A 19,984-nucleotide genomic window follows, 5' to 3' on the forward strand; every position below is an offset into this window, starting at 1 on the left:
TTTTGCGCGACGAGCACGAGGGAGCCGACTACGAACGACTGGTCGGGGAAATGCGTTGCCTGCTGCGGGACGTGGCCGCTCGCGTCGAGGAGTTCCTGCTCGAACTCGGTGGCCCAGAGCGCACCGCTTCGGGCGAGGAGACCGACGCACGGGGGGAAACCGCGGAATCCGGCAGCGGCGAAGGGGCGCGGGACAGCCGGTGCTGCCCGCTGTGCGGCGTGCTGTCGCTGCTGCGGCAGCACGACGGGAGGGGCGTGCGCTCCGCGGAACTCCCGGAGCAACTGACCGGGTTGCTGGCCGCCCTGCGCGACGTCGCTCGCGCTCGTGCCCCCGGGGGAAGCGGATCCGGGGCGGGCGCTTCCCCCGGGGACGAACGCGCGGACGCCGCGGCGGCGTCGGATCCGGAGACGGAGGAGGACGCGGGGCCCACGGCGGAGCGGGTGCGTCCGATACCGGTCAGGCGGGTCGCCGGAAGCGTGCTGGACGATCAGACCTGAGCACCGTCGTCCCACCCGTCCTCGGGTTCGGAATCGCCCCTCCGCAGCCTGAGCAGCAGTCCGCCGATGCCCGCGCTGATGGCGATCAGACCGACGGGCATGGTCAGCGGACCGAGCGAACTCGCGGCCACGGGCACGAAGAGGACGAGCACTCCGAGGACCACGAGCACGACGGCTCCCACGGCACCCGCGCCCGGTTTGGGCAGCGGCGGGGGTTCCGGGGGTTCGTAGTGGCCCTCGTCCTCCTCCGCCTCCGTCGGAGCCCAGTCCCTGGGGCCCTCCTCGGTTCCGCTCGGCTCCTCGGCGGCCGGAGCGGGGGAGGTTTCCGGGGCGGACGCGGTTTCCGAGCTCGACCGCTCGGAGGACTCCTCCGGCCACCGCGGTACGGAGGAATCGCGCTCCAGCTCGGCCACGATCTCCGCGAAGGCCTTGTCGATGTCTTCCGGGCCGTCGGAATTGCCCTGGCGCGTGTTCATCGCTTCTCCAATTGGCGGAAACTCCGGCGCTCACGTCGGGGAGGAGTCTTGTCCGAGTGCGTTGTGGTCAACATCCGGGAATCGGGCTCACGAACAACGCGAGTAGCATGTGAGCCGTGGGCGGGACGCGGGTGGAGCGGGCGTACAGGTACCGTTTCTACCCCACGCGGCAGCAGCGCATCGAGTTGCTGCGCACGTTCGGCCGCGTGCGTGATGTCCACCATCTCGCTCCGGAGGCGCGGACTCGCGCGTGGTTCACCGAGCGTCGCCGTGTGAACTGCGCGGAGCCGTCGGAGCTGTTGACCGAGTGGAAACGCCCCGAAGGGCTCTCGTGTCCGGGCGAGGTGTCGTCGGTGCCGCTTCAACGAACCTCGCGGCACTCGCGGAGCGCGTTCGCGAGCTCCTTCGCCGAGCGGGCCCGCTACCCGAATTCCGATTCCCGCAAGTCCGCGCGCCGGTCGGCGGAGTGCACCAGGTCGGCGTTCACGTGGCGCGACGGCCGGTCGACGTCGGCGAAGAGGGGCGAACCGCCGCCCCTCCGAGCGCGCACGTGGACGTGTTCCGGCTGCGGCACCACGCACGATCGCCACGCCAACGCCACGAGAAACATCAAGGCCGCCGGGCTGGCGGTGTCGGCCTGTGGAGCCGGTGTGAGACCTCAACGGGAGTCCTCCCGGACGGGGCAGTCGGCGACGAAGCAGGAACCATCCGGCGCGAGCCGGAAAGGAATCCCCGCCCTCCGGGGCGGGGAACGAGTCGAACGGGGTCCCTGACGCGCTCGCGGTGGATGATGGGTTCGGGGCCGGTGCTTTCCGCGTTCGTCGGCGCGCGACCGAGCGACGAGGTCGTTGCGGGAGCGGGTCGGTCGTCGTGAACCACCCGGTCCCAGGGTCGCGGCTCGCGGCCCTCCGGGCAAGGTCGTGTCGTCTTCCACCGCGGGAGGAATGCCGCCCCGGTTCTTCGGCGCGCCGAATCGCCGCCCTCGTTCACACAATCGCGCACGAACACACTCTGCCATGCGCCCCACCCGCGGCGTGGCGGTGCGGCGCGACACGCGCCGCGTGCACCGCCGACTACCGGTCCCCGCGCGAGATCGCGTGGGTGGGCCCGCATTGTGTGCCGTATCGCTGCTCCGTACCCTGGCAACGTAATCGGGCCACGAGGGAGGCAGCGACGCGGTGCTGTACTGGGTGATGAAGTACGTTCTTCTCGGTCCCCTCATCAAACTGTGGTGTCGTCCCAAGGTGGAGGGCGCGCACAACGTCCCGGACTCGGGCGGGGCCATTCTGGTCAGCAACCACGTGGCCGTGGCCGATTCCTTTCTCATGCCGCTGAAGCTTCCGCGCAGGGTCACCTTCCTGGCGAAGCGCGAGTACTTCACGGGCAAGGGGCTCAGGGGGGCGCTGAAGCGGTACTTCTTCAGCGGAGTGGGGCAGGTCCCGATCGACAGGTCCAGCGGAGCCGCGGCCCAAGCGGCCCTGGACACGGGGATCAGGCTGCTCAACGAGGGAAGGCTCCTCGGGATCTACCCGGAGGGGACCCGTTCCCCCGACGGACGTCTCTACAAGGGCAAGACCGGCGTGGCCCGCATGGCTCTCGAGGCCGACGTCCCGGTGGTGCCGGTGGTCACGATCGGCACCGAGAAGGTGAACCCCATCGGCTCCAAGCTGTGGCGCCCGTACCGGGTGCGGATCGTGGTGGGCGAACCGCTCGACTTCTCGCGTTACGAGGGGATGGCCGGAGACCGGTTCGCGGAGAGGTCCATCACCGACGAGATCATGTACTCGCTGATGGAGCTCTCCGGCCAGGAGTACGTGGACGTCTACGCCGAGCGGGCCAAGGACGACATCGCCGAGAGCGGCAGGGTGATCAGCAAGCGGGAGCGCCAGGCGGCCAAGTCCACGGGCAGCGGCAAGTCCGCGGGCAACGACAGGCTGCCCGAGTCCAAGGCCGGTTGACGGGGGGAACCGCCCAGTCCGGCGGAAACCGCTTCCTCGGGCGGGGCGTGTCCCGCCTCCGGTGGACGGCGCATACCCTTTTCCAGTGCGGTTTTTCTACGACTGCGAGTTCATCGAGGACGGCCATACGATCGATCTCGTCTCGATCGGCGTGGTCGACGAGACGGGGCGCGAGTTCTACGCCGTCTCCACCGAGTTCGACGCCGGCCGGGCGGGTCCCTGGGTGCGTCAGCACGTGCTGCCCCAGCTTCCGGCGGCCGGTTCCGAGGCATGGCGCCCCCGTGCCAGGATCCGGGACGAGCTCTACGAGTTCCTGACCGCGCAGGACTCCGAGATCGAGCTGTGGGCCTGGTACGCCGCCTACGACCATGTCGCGTTCGCGCAGTTGTGGGGAGCGATGCCCGCCCTGCCGCCGAAGCTGCCCAAGTTCACCCGGGACCTCCGACAGCAGTGGGAGGCGGTGGGCAAGCCGAAGCTGCCCTCGGCGCCGGCCAATGCCCACGACGCCCTCGCCGACGCCAAGCACAACCTGCGGCGTTGGCAGGTGATCGAACGGCAGCAGCAGCGGATGGGTTACCCGCAGCGCTAGTGGCGGGTGCGGACGGCTCGGTTCGCGTGTCGGTGCGAGCCGCTCGGGCGGCCGTTCGGGGCAGGGCGCGCCGGAGGGCGCTCCCGGAGCCGTCGGACGGACGCACCTGACGAGATCCTGCTCGTTCCGTCGGTCGGGTGAGATTGACCGGTCCGTTTTCACCCGTGCGGAGAAGCGTTCCAGCGGCTCGGGGGCGTTCCGACCCGCTAAGACGCCGACCGCTGCGGTTCTCGGCCCCGTCGCCGACCCCCCGCCGGTACTTGCTGCACCGATTTAGCCCGTGAAAAGCTCTTGAGCTGAGATCAACGTCACGTCGGCAACGGCGGGTTTCGAGGAGGCGCGATGTCGGGGACCGGACGTGTCGGAGTGCTCACCGGAGGTGGGGACTGCCCGGGACTGAACGCCGTCATCCGTGCGGTCACGCGCAAGGGGATCGAGGTTCACGGAAAGGAGATCGTCGGCTTCCGCAACGGCTGGCGCGGTCCGCTGGAAGGACTGACGATGCCGCTCGACCTCGACGCGGTCGAGAACGTCCTCGACCGCGGAGGTACGGTTCTCGGCTCCTCCAGGACCAATCCGTACAAGGAAGCCGAAGGGGTCGAGCGGATCAAGCGCACTCTGGAGGAGAACCGCGTCGAAGCGCTGATAGCCATCGGCGGCGAGGACACGCTCGGTGTGGCCCACGGGTTGGCGGGTGAAGGCGTCCCGGTGGTGGGAGTTCCCAAGACCATCGACAACGATCTCGACGCCACCGACTACACCTTCGGCTTCGACACCGCTGTGCACATCGCGACGGAGGCCGTCGACCGCCTCAGGACCACCGCCGAGTCGCATCACCGCGCGCTGGTCGTGGAGGTGATGGGCAGGCACGCGGGGTGGATCGCGCTGCACTCCGGCCTGGCCGGAGGGGCCAACGTGATCCTCGGGCCGGAGCAGCGTTTCAGCGTGGACTGGGTGTGCGACTGGGTGATGCGCCGTTTCGAGCGCCAGTACGCGCCGATCATCGTGGTGGCCGAGGGGGCGGTCCCCGAAGGGGGCGCCGAAGTGCTGCAGGCCGGTGAGCGCGACGCTTTCGGGCACGTGCGGCTCGGAGGGGTGGGAACCTGGCTGGCGGAGGAGCTTTCCCAGCGCACCGGCAACGAGTCCAGGGCCGTGGTGCTCGGGCACACCCAGCGTGGGGGCACTCCCACGGCGTACGACCGGGTGCTGGCCACCCGGTTCGGCCTGCACGCGATGGACGCGGTGGCCGAAGGTGACCACGGCAGGATGGTGGCACTGCGCGGGACGGACATCGTGCGGGTTCCGCTGGAGGAGGCCACCGCCCAGCTCAAGACCGTTCCGCTGCACCGCTACACGGAGGCTCAGGCGTTGTTCGGCTGATCGGGGCGGGGCGCTCGGGCCGGGGTGATCGGCGGGAGTCCCACGGTGCTGTTCAGCACACGGGACAGTGTCACAGGATGCGAGACGAACCCGCTACGCTGGGCGACATGCCCGTTGACCCCGAACCAGCAGCGCAAGGCACGAGTCCGGACACCTCGCGGTCGTGGACCGTCGACGTTCCGATGGACACTCTGCCCGAGCTTCCCCCGCTGCCGACAGACCTGCGAACCCGTCTCGACGACGCACTGTCCCGTCCCGCCGCCCAGCAGCCGGAGTGGCCGGATCCGCAGCAGACGCGCAACGTGCGCTCGGTGCTGGAGAGCGTTCCTCCGGTGACCGTGCCCAGCGAGGTCGACAATCTGCGGAGCAACCTGGCTGCCGTGGCCCGTGGTGAGGCCTTCCTGCTGCAGGGCGGGGACTGCGCGGAGACGTTCGCCGACAACACCGAACCGCACATCCGGGCGGGAATCCGCACTTTGTTGCAGATGGCGGTCGTACTCACCTACGGGGCCAGCACGCCCGTGGTCAAGGTCGGCCGCATGGCGGGGCAGTACTCCAAGCCGCGCTCCAAGGGCACGGACGCGCTCGGCCTGCCCAGCTACCGCGGTGACATGGTCAATTCGCTGGCGGCCTCCGAGGAGGCCCGCAGGCACGATCCCTCCCGGCTGATCCGCGCCTACGCCAATGCCAGCGCGACGATGAACCTCTCGCGGGCCCTGACGAGCGGGGGAACGGCCGCGCTCGGAAAGGTGCACGACTGGAACAAGGACTTCGTGCTCAATTCCCCGGCGGGGGAGCGCTACGAGTCGGTCGCCGCCGAGATCGACCGCGCCCTGCGGTTCATGTCCGCGTGCGGGGTGGACGACTCCAGCCTGCACGGGGTGGACTTCTACTGCAGCCACGAGGCCCTGGTGCTGGACTACGAGCGGGCGATGCTGCGGTTGGACACCTCCGGTCCGGAACCGAGGTTGTTCGACCTTTCCGGGCATTTCCTGTGGGTGGGGGAACGCACTCGTCAGCTCGAGGGCGCCCACCTCGCGTTCGCCCAGCTGATCTCCAATCCGATCGGGATCAAGCTCGGGCCCACGACCACCCCGGAAGAGGCGGTGGAGTACGTGGAGCGGCTCGACCCGCACAACGAGCCTGGAAGGCTGACCCTGATCAGCAGGATGGGCAACGACAAGGTCCGCGACCACCTGGGGCCCATCGTGGAGAAGGTGACGGCCTCGGGGCACCAGGTGATCTGGCAGTGCGACCCGATGCACGGCAACACGCACGAGTCGAGCACCGGGTACAAGACCCGGCACTTCGACCGGGTCGTCGACGAGGTGCAGGGCTTCTTCGAGGTGCACAACCGGTTGGGCACTCACCCCGGCGGTATTCACATCGAACACACCGGGGAGAACGTCACCGAGTGCCTCGGCGGAGCCCAGGACATCTCGGACACGGACCTGGCGGGCCGCTACGAAACGGCCTGTGATCCGCGACTGAACACTCAGCAGTCCCTGGAACTGGCGTTCCTGATCGCCGAGATGCTGCGGGGCTGAGATCCACCGCGGGCACGCCGCGGGGGAAACGTCGGTGGTTCACGGTTCCCCCGCGGACTCCCCGAGCGGTCAGAAAACGGTCACCCGCACTTCCGAGCCCTGCTCGACGGTGTTGCCCGGCACGGGGTACTGGCCGAACACCCTGCCGTTGTCCCTGCCGATCACGGAGTGGACCTTTAGCTTCAGCCCGGCTCGCTCGGCCTGCTCGCGTGCTTCGGACAGCTGCTTGCCCGAGAAGTTCGGGACGCTGACGGCGTTGGACAGCACGAGTCCGACGCGGGGGCTGCCGCTCATCTGCACCTCGGTGCCCGCGGAGGGATCCGTTCGCACCACGTGGTTGTTCGGCACTCCGTCCGCGAACTCGTGCCCGGCGACGTAGGGCTCGAACCCGGCCTTCCGGAGGGCCTGCATGGCCTGCTCCCGTTCGGCACCGCCCACGTCGGGGACGGGTTCGGGGGCGGGCCCCCTGCTGACGACGATCGTCACCGGGCTCCCGGTCCTGACCTCGGTTCCCGAGGACGGTTCGACCCCGATGACCCGTCCTTTCGGGACGCTGTCGTGATACCGGTCGGCGGAGGAGTCCAGCTCGGGGCTGAGCTGGGCGTTGCGCAGCTCGCTCTGCACCTCGGACACGCGGCTTCCCGCCCGGACCTCCGGCACGCTCGGTCGTCCCTGCGAGACCCGCAGGTCCACCCGGTCCCCGGTGCGGATCCGGGTGCCTTCCTCCGGGGCCGAGCTGATGACGGTGTTCTCCGGAACGGTGTTGTGGAACGAACGGGAGACGTGGGCCTCGAGCTCGGCCGAACTCAGGGCCCGCTTCGCCTCCGCCACGGGGCGTCCCGAGAGTTCGGGAACCTTGACGTAGGAGCTGCCGCTCCACAGCCACGAACCGCCCGCCACCAGAGCGCCGATCAGCACGACGGCGACCCCGAGGGCTGTCAGCATCCGGCCGCGCCGTCGCCCGCTTCGCCGCGGACGGTTCCCGCCGGTACCGCTCGCGGGGACCGCTGCGAACTCGTTGGTGGTCCCACCGGCGGACTCGTCGTCGGCGGACGGTGCCCCCGCGCCGGGGCGCAGCAGCGCACGAGTGCCCCGGGGGCCTCCCGAACCGCTCCCCTCCGACTCCGTCCCCGTGACGGGGGAGAGGCGTTCCGTGGGCGGCCCTTCGCCTTCCGCGCGGTGCTCGCCGCCCGGCCGGGGGCCCGGTTCGGGGACGGGGACGGCCGCCAGGCCGAGCTCTTCGCGGACCCCGCGCAGTTCCTCCAGGGCCGCGGCGCCGTCCACCGGCCGTTGCGCGGGGTCCCTGCGGGTGAAGCGCGTCACCAGCTCGTCGAGGCGCTGTGGCAGTCCCGGCACGTATCGGCTCGGCGCGTCCACATCGCTGTTGACGTGGCGATAGGCCACGGACAGGGCGGTGTCCCCCGTGAACGGAGGGGCTCCGGTGAGCAGCTCGTAGAGCACCGTCCCGGCCGCGTAGACGTCCGAACGGGCGTCGGCCGCCCCGCTGGCCACCTGCTCCGGGGAAAGGTAGGCGACGGTTCCGAGGATGACGCTGTCCCCGGTGGTTCCCGCGCCCGCGGCGGCACGCACCAGGCCGAAGTCGGCGACCTGGACCGAACCGCCACTGCCGATCAGCACGTTCTCCGGTTTGATGTCGCGATGGACCATCCCGGCCCGGTGCGCCGCCGACAACGCGGACAACACGGCTTCGAGCACGGACAGCGCCACGGGAGGGGACAGGTGCCCCCGCTGGCGCAGCAGGTCGCGCAGCGTTCCGCCGTCGACGAGCTGCATCACCAGGTACACGTGGTGCTCCCCGTGCTCGCCGGGGTCAACGCCCTGGTCGTAGACGGCCACTATGTTCGGGTGGTGCAGCCGCGCCGCCGCGCGTGCCTCGCGTTCGAACCGCTCGGTGAACGACTGGTCCCCCGAGTAGCGGGAGTCCATCACCTTCAGGGCGACCGGACGGTCCAGCCTCGTGTCGATCCCCCTGTAGACCGTGGACATGCCGCCACGGGCGATCACGGAGTCCACCCGGTAGCGGCGCTCCAACGCGTATCCGAGCAGGTCGTACGGCCCGTTCGCCGATGAACCGGAAGTCATCGCGTTGCCACCGCCCGTGGTAAGCAGATTGGGAGTGACCGAACGCACCGCGCGCTCGGTTTCCGGGGCGAAATCGTCGCGTGGCCACCCGCGTGGACCAGCCCGCATACGTTCTCGAACACACTACCGATGGTAGGTGAGCTCCTTCGTGAAAACGTGCGCGGCATACGCGGTGGAAATCCGATCGCGGTGATGGCACTCTGGGGCACGTGAGTTCGGTTCCTTGCGCTCCTGATGTACTCGCTTCCGACGTGGAGGTCGTATCCATAGCCAACGTCGCGGAACGCCTCGGGCATCCGCCGACGAGGGTGCACCAGATGATTCGTGACGGGCAGTTGCTGGCGATGCGTCGCGAGCGGGAGTACGTCGTACCCGAGGCTTTTCTGACCGACACGACCGTGGTCAAAGGGCTCGCCGGCACGATCACCCTCCTGCGGGACAACGGCTACACCGAGGAGGAGATCCTCGAATGGCTGTTCACCTCCGACGAAACCCTTCCCGGGACACCGATAGACGCTTTGCGCGGTGACCGGGGGCGTGAGGTCAAGCGCCGGGCGCAGGCGATGGCGCTCTGACGGGAGTTCCCCGAGGTCTCCTCGCGGATCGGTCGGCTTGGTGAGCAGGTTGGGTGCTCGGCCGGGTCGGCTTGCTCACGTGGGCGGGAAGCGGTTTCGTCGCTTCCCGAAGGGGCCGCAGGGTGTGCCGGGACGCTGCCGTGCCGAGGTGCGGCAGCGTCGGCCCCTCCGCGTTCGCCGGCCCCGTACGCGGTCGTCCCCGTGGGGGCTCCTACGCCGCTCACGCGTCGCGGTCGGTCACCGTGACGGTGAGTCGCTCCAGCGCCCGAGCCGCGGGTTCGGGCAGCTCCGCCTCGTGCAGCGCGGACAGGGCGGACTCGGTGAGCGTGCCGATGCGCTTCTCGACCGCCTCCACGGCCCCGAGCCTGTCCAGGGCGTCGCGCACCCGCTGCACACCTTCACGGGTCAGTTCCGCCTCGCCCAGCGAGGTCTCCAGCAGTTCCAGGGCGGTCTCGTCCGACTGCTGCTTCGCGCGCAGCATCCCCTCGGCCACCAGCAACGTCCGCTTGCCCTCCCGAAGATCGTCCCCGGCCGGTTTGCCGGTGACCTCCGGGTCGCCGAACACCCCGAGCAGGTCGTCCCGCAGCTGGAAGGCGACTCCGATGTCGGCTCCGAAGCGGCGCAGCACTCCCAGCGTCGCCCGATCGGCCCCGGCGGTCTCCGCTCCGAACTCGAGGGGGCGCTGCACCGTGTAGGAAGCCGCCTTGAGCTCGTCGATGCGCAGCGCGGCCTCCGGCGTCTCGTCGGCGCGGGCCTGTCCGAGCATGTCCAGGTACTGCCCGGCGAGCACCTCGGTGCGCATCGCCTGCCACGGTCCCAGCGCACGGGCCAGCGCGCCGGAGGCGAGACCAGCGGAACGCAGCATGTCGTCGGCCCAGCTCAGCGCCAGATCGCCGAGCAGGACCGCCGCGGCGAGTCCGAAGTCGCGCGGCTCGCCCGCGTAACCGTGCTCGCGGTGGAACTCGGAGAACCGGACGTGCACCGTCGGGCTGCCGCGCCTGGTGGCGGAGCCGTCGATCAGGTCGTCGTGCATCAGCGCACCCGCCTGGATCAGTTCCAGCGAGCTGGCCGCGCGCAGCATGGCGGTCGCCTCGGGGCCCAGCGCCGAACCGCCCCCGGCCCGCCATCCCCACCAGGCGAAAGTGGGGCGGATGCGCTTCCCCCCGCGCAGCACGAAGTCGACCAGTTCCTCGGCCGCCCCGGCGACGGCCGGGTCCAGATCACCGCACTCCCGGACCCGGATACGCAGATAATCCGCCAGGGTCTGCCGTACCTGCTCCGGGATGTCGTCATCCACGGCAACCTCCGTCGCACCGCGTCCGGTCACCAGATCCTCAAGGGGCATACCGGTCATCCTCCGTGACGACTCCCCACGGCCGCATCTCGGGGGCGAGCGCGTCCCGTGCACGGTTCCCGGACCGCGTGTTGCCGGGAGGGCCGCCGCTCCCGGCCGGTGCGGTGAACTGTCAGCCCTGCTCCGCCTCCTTCCGGTAGCGCTGACGCGCGAGCAGCGCCAGCACGGCGACGAGGAAGGCCGTGCCGAAGGTCCCCAGACCGACGATCGTCGACCAGCCCAGAAGCCCCGCGCTGCGGTTGCTGCTGAACTGGAAGGTCGCCGACATCTCGGTGACCTCACCGGGGCTGGGCCGCCAGCTGACCATCCCCGCGTCGGTCTCCCCGTTGGTGGTGGTCACCTCGCCCGGGGTGCTGACTTCGACGAGCACTTCGGAGTTCGTCTCGGCGAGCGGGGTCAGATCCACCGACCCGTTCATCCTGACCAGGGTGCCGGAGCGGGACAGCGAGAGCGAGTACCTGGAGTCGGAGCTGCTCAGCTCCCTGGCGAGCCTCTCCAGCTCATCGAAGTCGAGCGACTCGAACTCGAGCTTGGAACCCTGCCGATCACCCTCCTGGTAGGGACTGACGCTCACCCGGTCGGACAGGTCGCGCGGCACCCGCATCCGAAGGTCGCGCTGGTTCGCGGCAGGAGGGGCCGCGATCATGACCTCTCCGGAGACCTCGTCCTGCTCGTCGATGCTCAGGGAGACGGTCGCGTTCAGGCATCCGGAAACCAGAACGCCCACAAGCAAGATCATCAGCGCTGTACCCAAACGGGACCGCGCCACGTCGACACAGCACCACACACCCCGCACCTTTGTGATCGTGCCACGTCACAGCGTTTTTCACCCGTTGAACCGGATTCGGGACCACATTTTTCGGAACGGATCGGTATCGAGGACGCGAAGCGGACGCGATAGCGTGCTGCCATGTCATCCGAGGCCCGAGGTGTGCACGAGATCAGCAATCGACATGTGGAGGAACTCGCGGCGCTCGACCCGATAACCGCGACCTCCCTGGGGATTCCCGTTCGCCAGCAGGAGCTGACGGACTACTCCCCGGACGGGCACCGAGCGCGTGGCGAACTCGCCCGTCGGGCCCTGGCCGAGATGTCGGCGGCCGAACCGGCCGACGACGCGGAGACGGTGGCCAAAGCCGTGTTCACCGAACGTGTCGGTCTCGACGTCGAGCTGCACGACGCGGGTGCCGACATGTCCTCCCTGAACGTCATCGCCAGCCCGGTGCAGGAACTGCGCCAGGTCTTCGACCTGATGCCGACCGAGACCCCCGAGCAGTGGCACGACGTCGCCAAGCGCATGTCGGCGATGCCGACAGCGGTGAAAGGGCTGACCGCCGGTCTGTCCGAGGCCGCCGCGAACGGGGAGGTGGCCGCGGCCAGGCAGGTCAAGCGCGTCGCCGAGCAGTGCGACACCTGGTCCGGCAGAAGGGACGGCGGGTCTTTCTTCGCCGACATGGTGGCCCGTGCGCAGCCCTCGGATCCCGCGCTGCGGAGCGAGCTGGACACGGCCGCGGCCCTGGCCTCCGAAGCCTACTCGGATCTCGCCGATTTCCTGCGCACCGAACTGCTGCCGCAGGCCCCGGCGGAGGACGCCGTCGGTGAGCAGCGCTACCGCCTCTGGTCCAGGTACTTCACCGGTGCCGACCTCGACCTGCGGGAGGCCTACGAGTGGGGGTGGAACGAGTTCGCCGCGATCGAGGCCGAGATGAAACGCGTCGCCGGCCGGATCAAACCCTCCGCCACCCTCGCCGAAGCGGCGGCGGCCCTGGACGCCGACCCGAGGTACCGGGTCCACGGTCAACGCGGGCTGGCGGAATGGATGCAACGCCTGTCCGACCAGGCGCTGCGGGAGCTGCGGGAGACGCAGTTCGACATCCCCGACAGGCTGATGAACCTCGAGTGCAAGATCGCGCCCCCGGGCGGGGGAACAGGGGCCTACTACACACCCCCGACCGACGACTTCAGCAGGCCGGGGCGGATGTGGCGGTCCGTGCCCCCGGAGAAGGAGGAGTACTCGACCTGGCGCGAGGTCTCCACCGTCTACCACGAGGGAGCCCCCGGGCACCACCTCCAGATCGCCACGGCGGTGCACCAGGCGCAGCGGCTGAACAAGTTCCAACGCCTGGCCTGCATCGTCTCCGCGCACGCGGAAGGCTGGGCACTGTACGCCGAGCGACTGATGCGGGAACTCGGGTACCTGTCCGACGACGGGGACCTGCTGGGAATGCTGAACGAGCAGCTGTTCCGCGCGGCCAGGGTGATCGTCGACATCGGCATGCACCTGCGATTGCCGATCCCGGCGGGAACCGGTTTCCACGAGGGCGAGACCTGGACCCCGGAACTCGGCCTGGAGTTCATGCTCACCCGCACCATCACCGACACCGCCAACGTTCGGGACGAGATCGACCGGTACCTGGGATGGCCCGGCCAGGCGCCCTCCTACAAACTCGGCGAACGGCTCTGGCTGTCGGCACGTGAGGACGCCCGTGCGCGCCACGGAGCCGAGTTCGACCTGAAGCGGTTCCACCGCGACGCCCTCGGGATGGGCTCGATGGGGCTGGACACGCTGCGCGAACAGCTCGCCCGGCTGTAGAACGTCCGCCCGCGACCACCCTGCCCGGGTGGCCGTTCGTCGACGACGGCCGCCGAGAACTCCCTCGGCGGCTCACCTCTCCAGCGGAAGAGGCCTGCCGAGCACCGCGAACGGACGTGGGTCCCCCGCGAAGCGGTAGTCGCGGAGCACATCGGTGAAACCGACCCGGCGGTACAGCTGCCACGCCCTGGTCGGTCCCTCGGGGGTGGACAGCAGCACGTTCGCCCCCGGGGCGGCGGCGAGCAGAGTACGCAGCATGCTCTCACCCAGACCGTGCCCCTGGGCCTCCGGATGCACGTGGAGCTCGGTCAACTCGAAGTAGTCCCCGAGCCACTCCTCGATCCGTTCCGGGGGCAGGCGCTCCTGCATCCCGCGGCGGACCTGCTCGTGCCACCACTGCCCCGCGTCCCCCGAATAGCCGTAGCCGACACCGCTCAGTTCGTCACGCTCGTTGAAGGCCGCGACACAGCGCCACCCCGTACGCGACATGTGCGCCGACCAGACCGGGATGCGCTGTTGGGTGGCCCACGAGGGATAACCCATCGCCGTCACGTAAACCCGCACGGCTTCGGGCAGTCTGGCACGTAGTTCTTCGGTGGAGAGTTCCACCACTCGTTCGCAACGTGGAGACGGTGCAGCGGTCACAGCTCCGCACCTTAGAGGATCCTCCGTCGTGCTCGCCCGCCGGTCGGACTCTGTGCCACGGCCGGGTCACGCAACGCCGCGCCCCGAAGTCCCGGATCATCCGCGCAACCGCAAACCCCGGGGAGTGGGGCGGAAACCGAACTCGGTCAGGAGCCCGGCCAGTCGAGTCCCCGCGGCGCCGGCCCCGTCCGCGGTGCGGAAGGAGAGCTGTCCCGTCCCGCCCGCGCGCACCGAGTCGGCCAGCCGTTCCGCCGCCGCGCGCAGCATCCCCTCGTCCTCGGTGAACGACAGCAGCGACCTGCCACCGCGCTCCACGTAGAACACGGGACACCCGGAGACGAGCACCACCACGGCCCCGGCCCTGCGCCCTGGACGATGCCGCGTTTCACCCACCGGATCCGGCCAGCGCAACGCCGCCCCGTACGGCTGGGCAGGATCGGCGGCGGCCAGCACGACCCCCACCTCCCGGGAACCACCACCGGAGCCGTGCGCCGCTTCCGGAGCCGCGCGATCGAACTCGCGCAACCGGTCCACCGCCCCGGGAACGGCGAACTGCGCCGCCCCGAGCCCCTCCACGAGGTAGCCCCTCCTGCAGGTTCCGGCCTCCTCCATCCCGCGCAGCACCGTGTACACCCGGGACGGTCCGCCGACGAGCCGCTCGGCCTCCAAGGAGCCCCTGCTGAGCACCCCGTGCCTGTCCAGGAACACCTCGGTTCGCGCGGTGGAGCGCCGGGTGAGGTCCTCGGCGGGGAGCGGGGCCAACGACCAGCGGCCGGACATGCTCGGCGGCCCCGCCACCCCCGGAGCGCGGGGACGCCCCGAGCGCAGCCCGGAGCGACGCCCCCGCGGAGCGCTGCCCCGGCGGGCGGACCGCGCGCCCCCGGACATCAGCGTGCGCAGCGGAGCCAGCGTGTCATTGGTGACCTCCCCGGACCACACCAGCTCCCACACGGCCGAGCTCACGACGGTGTCGGCGGGTGCGGACTCGCCCCGCTCCGAGAACGACTCACCAACCCGGGCCGTCAACTGGCGGAAGAAGAGCGCCCCACCGCGCAACGCGGCACGCACCTCCTCGTGCACGGAGGTCTCCGCGTGCTCGGCGGTGCGCTCGGGAAGCACCAGCTCGGCCGACTCGGCCGGTGCCAGCACCACCCACCCCTCGGAAGCGCTCGACGAACCGGCGCCGACCCAGACGACCTCACCGTTCGAGGTGAGCTCGTCCAGCATGGCGGCCCCGTAGTCGGGGACCCGCGCGGGAAGGATCAGCGATTCCAGGGCCCCGGAAGGCAGCGGAACCCCGGCGAGCTGCTCCACCACGGCGAACACGTCCTCCACCGAACCGCGGCCGAGGGAGCCCACCCCCTGCCATGCGGGCAGGAAACGACCGAGCGCGGCGGGATCGACCGGGGAGATCTCGGAACGCAGCCGCGCCAACGAGGCCCGCCGAAGCCCACGGAGCACCTCGGGATCGCAGTACTCGGTGCCCCGCCCGCCCCCTGCCTCCAACGGGCGCAGCTCACCGCGCACCAGGTGCCCCGAGGCCGCCAGCCGGTCGAGCACCTCGGCCGCGACCGCGGGCCCGAGCCCGAACCGCTCGGCGAAGCTCGGGGCGTCGAAAGGGCCGCGGCAGCGGGCGTGCCGCAGGACCAGCTCGGCCAGCGGGTCCGCGACCGGCCGCGCGAGCTCCTCGGGAACCCACGACGGCAGCGCGACCCCCAGCGCGTCCCGCACCTTCCCCGCGTCCTCCACGGCGACCCACCTGGTCTCACCCGCGACGCGCGCCCGGAACGCCCTGCGCTCCTCCTCCAGCTCCCGCAGCCAAGCGGGATCCACCCCTCGGTCGGCCGCCTCGCGTTCCGTCAGGTCCCCCAGGAAGCGCAGCATGTCCGCCGCGTCCTCCACACCCCCGGCGCGACGGCGCGGATCCAGCCGCTGCAGCCGCGACTCCACCTCCTCCACGGCCTCCGGGACGAGCAGCTCGCGCAGGGCCTCCGAACCGAGCAGCTCGGCCAGGAGAGTGGAGTCCAGCGTCAACGCGGCCGAGCGGCGCTCGGCGAGCGGAGCGTCCCCCTCGTACAGGAACATCCCCGCGTAGCCGAACAGCAGCGTCCGCGCGAACGGTGAAGGCGAGGAGGTGGCCACCTCCACCACCCGCACCCGACGCTGTTCGATCCGGGACATCAGATCGACCAGCCCGGCGACGTCGTAGACGTCGCGCACGCACTCCCGCATCGTCTCCAGAACGATCGGGAACCCCTCGTAGCGCGCGGCGACCTCCAGCAGCCTGGCGGCGCGCCGCCGCTGCTGCCACAAGGGGGAGCGGCGCCGCGGATCACGACGCGGGAGCAACAACGCCCGCGCCGCGCACTCCCTGAAACGGGAGGCGAACAACGCCGAACCGGTCAGCGACCCGGTGACCAGCCTCCGGACGTCCCCCGGATCCGCGACCAGATCCCCGACACCGGGCACCACGTCCTCGCCGGACTCGTCCGCGGCGTCGGTAAGCCGCAGCACCATCCCGTCGTCGGACGAGACCACCTGCGCGTCCACCCCGCCGCGCTCGCCGAGGAGGGACTCGACGATCAGCGCCCACGGAGCGTTCACCCCGGCACCGAACGGGGAGTGCACCACCACCCGCCAGTCCCCGAGCTCGTCCCGGAACCGCTCGACCACGATCGTGCGGTCGTCCGGAACGTGGCCGGTCGCCGCACGCTGCTCCGCGACATAGGCCAGCAGGTTCCTGCGCGCGTACTCGTCCAGCCCGGCCCGCCGTGCCCTGTCCTCCGCCTCCCGCTCGTCCGCGGAGGAGAGCTCACGCAGGAACGCGCCCACCGCCCGTCCGAGCTCCAGCGGTCTGCCGGGGGAGTCCCCCTTCCAGAACGGCATTCTGGCCGGTCGCCCGGGAGCCGGCTCCACGACCACCCTGTCGTGGGTTATGTCGGCCACCCGCCAAGCGGAGGTCCCGAGCAGAAAAGTGTCCCCCACCCGGGACTCGTGAACCATCTCCTCGTCCAGCTCCCCCACGCGGGTGCCCCCGGACCCCCCGGCGGACTCCCCGTCGGGAGCGACCACGGTGAACAACCCCCTGTCCGGGATCGTCCCGCCGGAGGTGACGGCCAAGCGCTGCGCACCGGGACGCGCCCGCAACTCGCCGGTCGTCCTGTCCCACACGATCCGCGGACGCAGCTCCCCGAACTCCTCACTGGGGTAGCGCCCGGAGAGCATGTCCAGAACCGAACGCAGCGCGGAGTCCGACAGCTCCGCGAACGGAGCGGACCGCCGCACCAGCGCGGCCAGCTCCCCGACCTCCCGCGGATCCATCGCCACGGCGGCCACCACCTGCTGCGCCAGAACGTCCAGGGGATCGCGCGGAACGGACAGCGACTCGATCAGCCCTTCGCGCATGCGCTCCGAGACCACCGCGCAGTCGACCAGGTCGCCGCGGAACTTCGGGAAGACCACCCCGGTGGACGGTGCGCCGACGTGATGCCCGCCGCGCCCGACGCGCTGCATCCCCGAGGCCACGCTGGGAGGGGCCTCGATCTGCACGACGAGATCCACGGTCCCCATGTCGATGCCGAGCTCCAGCGAGGACGTCGCCACCACGCAGGGGAGCGCACCGGACTTGAGCTCCTCCTCGGCCAGCCGACGCTGGTGCTTGGACATCGAACCGTGGTGGGCGCGGGCGACGGTGACCTCGGAACCCGCGGTGACCCCCGAGCCGCCCACGGCCTCGGCGGGGAACCGCTGCTCCCGGGCCAGCTCCCCGACCCCGGTCTCCGCGGGGCCACGGTCCCCGGCGGACTCGGCGGGCCGCTCGGCGGCGAGCTCGTTGAGCCCGGCCGTCAACCGCTCCGCGAGCCTGCGCGAGTTGGTGAACACGATCGTCGAGCGGTGCTCGCGAACCAAGCGGAGCACGCGTTCCCGCACTGCGGGCCAGATCGCCGCCTTCCGGCTCCCGTCCGGTGCCGAGCCGTCCTCCGCCGTGACCTCGGGCGCGGTCATGTCCTCCAGCGGGACCTCCACCGAAACGTCGACCCGCTTCGGGTCCGGGGGGCGAACCACCCTGGTGGGACGTCCTCCCGCGAGGAAACCGCTGACCTCCTCGACCGGGCGCACCGTCGCAGAGAGACCGATCCGCTGCGCGGGCCGCTCGAGCAGCTCGTCCAGCCGATCCAGGGAAACGGCCAGATGAGCACCGCGCTTGTCCCCGGCGACCGCGTGCACCTCGTCCACGATCACCGTCTCCACCCCGCGCAACGACTCACGTGCCGCCGAGGTCAGCAGCAGGAACAGCGACTCGGGAGTGGTGACCAGGATGTCGGGAGGTCGCCTGGTGAACGCCCTGCGCTCCGAGGACGGGGTGTCGCCGGTGCGCACACCGACCTCGACGTCCGGTGGTCGCTGCCCCAGCCGCCGTGCGGCCGCACCGATGCCCTCCAGCGGCGAGCGGAGATTGCGCCGCACGTCCACGGCCAGGGCCTTCATCGGGGACACGTAGAGCACCCTGCAGCGCTCACGCGGTTCGGCGGGACGCTCCGCCGTGATCAAACCGTCCAACGCGGACAGGAACGCGGCCAGCGTCTTGCCCGAACCGGTCGGGGCCACGACGAGGGTGTGCTCGCCTGCGGAGATCGCTTCCCAAGCCGCGCGCTGCCCCTCGGTCGGACTCCCGAAGGCCGTGCCGAACCAGTCACGGGTGGCGTGGGAGAACGGTGCCAGCGGGTCGTCTGTCACGTGCCCATCCTGGACCCGAACACCGACACGGTGGATTTCCCGCGCCCCGGCGGCACGCCGGCGCCCCGCTCGGGAGGAGCGCTCACCTGTTCCGCTGGTTGCGGAACCTGCGCCACAACAGGATCACGACGACGAGCAGCATCAGGGCGACGGCCAACTGCCCCCAGAAGGACGAGAACCCGGACGGATCGGCCTGCAACATGCCCCCAGCCTATCCGTTCCGCCGCGAACGCGTGGGTTTCCCGCCCCGCCGCGGAACCGCCGGACAACGTGACGCGGCCACCGGGCCGCGAGGGCACGCCCGCCACGTACGGTGGGAGGAATGCGCTACACAGCTCTGCGTCAGCGGATGGTCGAGGAACTCGGCGAGATCAGAGCCGACACCCTGGCCCGCGATCACGTGCTGGCCGCCCTGGGCGAGCGCACGGTAAACGAGGCGCTGGAGGACGGCTGGGACCCCAAGCGGGTCTGGTCCGTGCTCTGCGAGGCGTTCGAGGTGCCCAAGAGCAGGCGCTGAGAGCCCGGAGGGGCGTCGCGGCCCCGGCGCTCAGCGCTCGTTGCCGGTCCGGTCGCTTCCGCCCCCGGACTCCCGAGCCCGGTCCTGAAGCGCCTGCTGGAGGTGCGCGTAGTGCTCATGGGCGCGTTGCCGCTCGGCTCTGGCCAGCCGAGCGGCCTCGGCCCGCACCATCCTCTCCTGCTCCGGGGAGGCGTGTCCCTCGCCCAGGGCCACTTCGGCCTCGGCCAGCGGTTCCAGCTCTGCGGAGCGCTGCTGCTCGATCGTGCGCTGTTCGGGGACCTCCCCCTCCGGGGGCTCGTTGTGCCGGTAGCGCACGAACGGGTTGTCCTCGGGCAGTCCTCCGCTTATGCGCCCGTACAGGCCCACGAACAGCAGCAGCAGCCCGGCGACGAGGCTGAAGACGACGTTCTGCATCTCGAAGGCGAGCAGGTTCCACCCCGTTTCGAGCACGGCCAGGTTGGCCAGCCCGGACAGCAGGAACAGCGCACCGATCGCGGCGGTCGTCGTCGAGGCCAGCGGGCCTCCGAGCGCGGCGGCGAGGATCAGCACCGCCCCCACGATCACGGAGATCAGCGAGAGAAGACCGTTGGTGGAGAGCCCGAGGATCGTGGTTCCGCTGGTGGAGAGGAAACCGAGGTTGTTGGTGAAGCCGAGTATCCCGAAGGCGATCAGCGCCCCTCCGAAGGCGGCCGCTCCCGCCCGGTAGATCTTGCTCAGCCAGTGGTGCGGCGTCAGGTAACGGTCGATGCGCATCGGGGCACCTCCCGGTACTCGGGGGTCGTGGGGGCCGGACCGGCCCCTACGTGGGTCGAGTGTCCCCCCACCGAGGGAAAGATCGCACCTGATCAGCGACTTGCGCGGTCGTGACGACTCGCATGTCGCCACGTTATCGAACATTAGTTCGGTTAGAATGGATCCACAGCGGGCCCGGTTGTCCACGGAGCCGCGAACCAGCGGCCGGACTGTCGGCCCTTCCCCGTAGCGTCGGTCGTGACACCACGACCTTCGACCCG

Annotated in this window: 16 protein-coding genes; 9 read left to right on the forward strand and 7 right to left on the reverse strand. The window is 70.6% G+C overall.

The window, feature by feature from the left end; all coding sequences use genetic code 11:
- The first annotated feature begins 2 nt into the window (after window positions 1-2).
- Window positions 3-497, forward strand: a complete 495-nt coding sequence (locus FHR84_RS00230; protein WP_179533393.1) for a hypothetical protein — start codon at window positions 3-5, stop codon at window positions 495-497.
- Here the strand turns inward: FHR84_RS00230 and FHR84_RS00235 are convergent.
- The gene (locus FHR84_RS00235; RefSeq protein ID WP_179533394.1) at window positions 488-973 is read right to left on the reverse strand and encodes a DUF308 domain-containing protein; all 486 of its coding nucleotides are present in this window, start codon (window positions 971-973) and stop codon (window positions 488-490) included. The two genes, FHR84_RS00230 and FHR84_RS00235, sit on opposite strands and share 10 nt — an antisense overlap.
- A 116-nt stretch (window positions 974-1,089) precedes the next feature.
- Here FHR84_RS00235 and FHR84_RS23050 point away from each other — a divergent pair, with 116 nt between their 5' ends.
- The 5 genes from FHR84_RS23050 to FHR84_RS00260 all read left to right on the forward strand — a co-directional run bounded on the left by FHR84_RS23050 (window position 1,090) and on the right by FHR84_RS00260 (window position 6,447).
- Window positions 1,090-1,746: a helix-turn-helix domain-containing protein gene (locus FHR84_RS23050; RefSeq protein ID WP_179533395.1), complete on the forward strand. Its 657-nt coding sequence runs from the start codon at window positions 1,090-1,092 to the stop codon at window positions 1,744-1,746.
- Window positions 1,747-2,151: 405 nt separating this feature from the next.
- Complete coding sequence (locus tag FHR84_RS00245) at window positions 2,152-2,931, forward strand: 1-acyl-sn-glycerol-3-phosphate acyltransferase (RefSeq protein WP_179533396.1); 780 nt, start codon at window positions 2,152-2,154, stop codon at window positions 2,929-2,931.
- 85 nt (window positions 2,932-3,016) lie between these two features.
- Window positions 3,017-3,520: a polyadenylate-specific 3'-exoribonuclease AS gene (locus FHR84_RS00250; RefSeq protein ID WP_179533397.1), complete on the forward strand. Its 504-nt coding sequence runs from the start codon at window positions 3,017-3,019 to the stop codon at window positions 3,518-3,520.
- Between the two features lie 342 nt (window positions 3,521-3,862).
- Window positions 3,863-4,900 carry a 6-phosphofructokinase gene (locus tag FHR84_RS00255; protein WP_179533398.1) on the forward strand — a complete coding sequence of 346 codons (1,038 nt, stop codon included), beginning with the start codon at window positions 3,863-3,865 and terminating at the stop codon, window positions 4,898-4,900.
- Between the two features lie 107 nt (window positions 4,901-5,007).
- Window positions 5,008-6,447 (forward strand): class II 3-deoxy-7-phosphoheptulonate synthase, encoded by a 1,440-nt coding sequence (locus tag FHR84_RS00260; protein WP_179533399.1) that lies wholly within the window; start codon window positions 5,008-5,010, stop codon window positions 6,445-6,447.
- A 69-nt stretch (window positions 6,448-6,516) separates the two neighbouring features.
- Here FHR84_RS00260 and FHR84_RS00265 read toward each other — a convergent pair whose 3' ends face one another.
- Window positions 6,517-8,550: a Stk1 family PASTA domain-containing Ser/Thr kinase gene (locus FHR84_RS00265; protein WP_218861846.1), complete on the reverse strand. Its 2,034-nt coding sequence runs from the start codon at window positions 8,548-8,550 to the stop codon at window positions 6,517-6,519.
- A gap of 209 nt (window positions 8,551-8,759) precedes the next feature.
- Here FHR84_RS00265 and FHR84_RS23055 point away from each other — a divergent pair, with 209 nt between their 5' ends.
- Window positions 8,760-9,125, forward strand: coding sequence for an Rv2175c family DNA-binding protein (locus FHR84_RS23055; protein ID WP_343075113.1), 366 nt, complete (start codon window positions 8,760-8,762; stop codon window positions 9,123-9,125).
- Between the two features lie 220 nt (window positions 9,126-9,345).
- Here FHR84_RS23055 and FHR84_RS00275 read toward each other — a convergent pair whose 3' ends face one another.
- Entirely contained in the window at window positions 9,346-10,470 is a 1,125-nt protein-coding gene (locus FHR84_RS00275) for a polyprenyl synthetase family protein (protein ID WP_179533401.1), read from the reverse strand.
- Between the two features lie 121 nt (window positions 10,471-10,591).
- Complete coding sequence (locus FHR84_RS00280; RefSeq protein WP_179533402.1) at window positions 10,592-11,218, reverse strand: DUF3153 domain-containing protein; 627 nt, start codon at window positions 11,216-11,218, stop codon at window positions 10,592-10,594.
- Between the two features lie 171 nt (window positions 11,219-11,389).
- On the opposite strand from FHR84_RS00280, the gene FHR84_RS00285 reads away from it, so the two are divergent.
- Window positions 11,390-13,072: a DUF885 domain-containing protein gene (locus FHR84_RS00285; RefSeq protein WP_179533403.1), complete on the forward strand. Its 1,683-nt coding sequence runs from the start codon at window positions 11,390-11,392 to the stop codon at window positions 13,070-13,072.
- A 72-nt stretch (window positions 13,073-13,144) separates the two neighbouring features.
- Here the strand turns inward: FHR84_RS00285 and FHR84_RS00290 are convergent, their stop codons facing one another.
- Together FHR84_RS00290 and FHR84_RS00295 are read right to left on the reverse strand one after the other, a co-directional pair.
- Entirely contained in the window at window positions 13,145-13,717 is a 573-nt protein-coding gene (locus FHR84_RS00290; RefSeq protein WP_179533404.1) for a GNAT family N-acetyltransferase, read from the reverse strand.
- A 96-nt stretch (window positions 13,718-13,813) separates the two neighbouring features.
- Window positions 13,814-18,454: an ATP-dependent helicase gene (locus FHR84_RS00295; protein WP_179533405.1), complete on the reverse strand. Its 4,641-nt coding sequence runs from the start codon at window positions 18,452-18,454 to the stop codon at window positions 13,814-13,816.
- A gap of 322 nt (window positions 18,455-18,776) precedes the next feature.
- Here FHR84_RS00295 and FHR84_RS00300 point away from each other — a divergent pair, with 322 nt between their 5' ends.
- Window positions 18,777-18,971: a DUF3046 domain-containing protein gene (locus FHR84_RS00300; protein WP_179533406.1), complete on the forward strand. Its 195-nt coding sequence runs from the start codon at window positions 18,777-18,779 to the stop codon at window positions 18,969-18,971.
- 30 nt (window positions 18,972-19,001) lie between these two features.
- On the opposite strand, the gene FHR84_RS00305 is transcribed toward FHR84_RS00300, so the two are convergent.
- On the reverse strand, window positions 19,002-19,724 hold the full coding sequence (locus tag FHR84_RS00305) for a DUF4383 domain-containing protein (RefSeq protein WP_179533407.1): 723 nt from the start codon (window positions 19,722-19,724) through the stop codon (window positions 19,002-19,004).
- Between the last annotated feature and the right edge of the window lie 260 nt (window positions 19,725-19,984).

It is taken from the genome of Actinopolyspora biskrensis (genome assembly GCF_013408175.1).
Lineage (GTDB): Bacteria > Actinomycetota > Actinomycetes > Mycobacteriales > Pseudonocardiaceae > Actinopolyspora > Actinopolyspora biskrensis.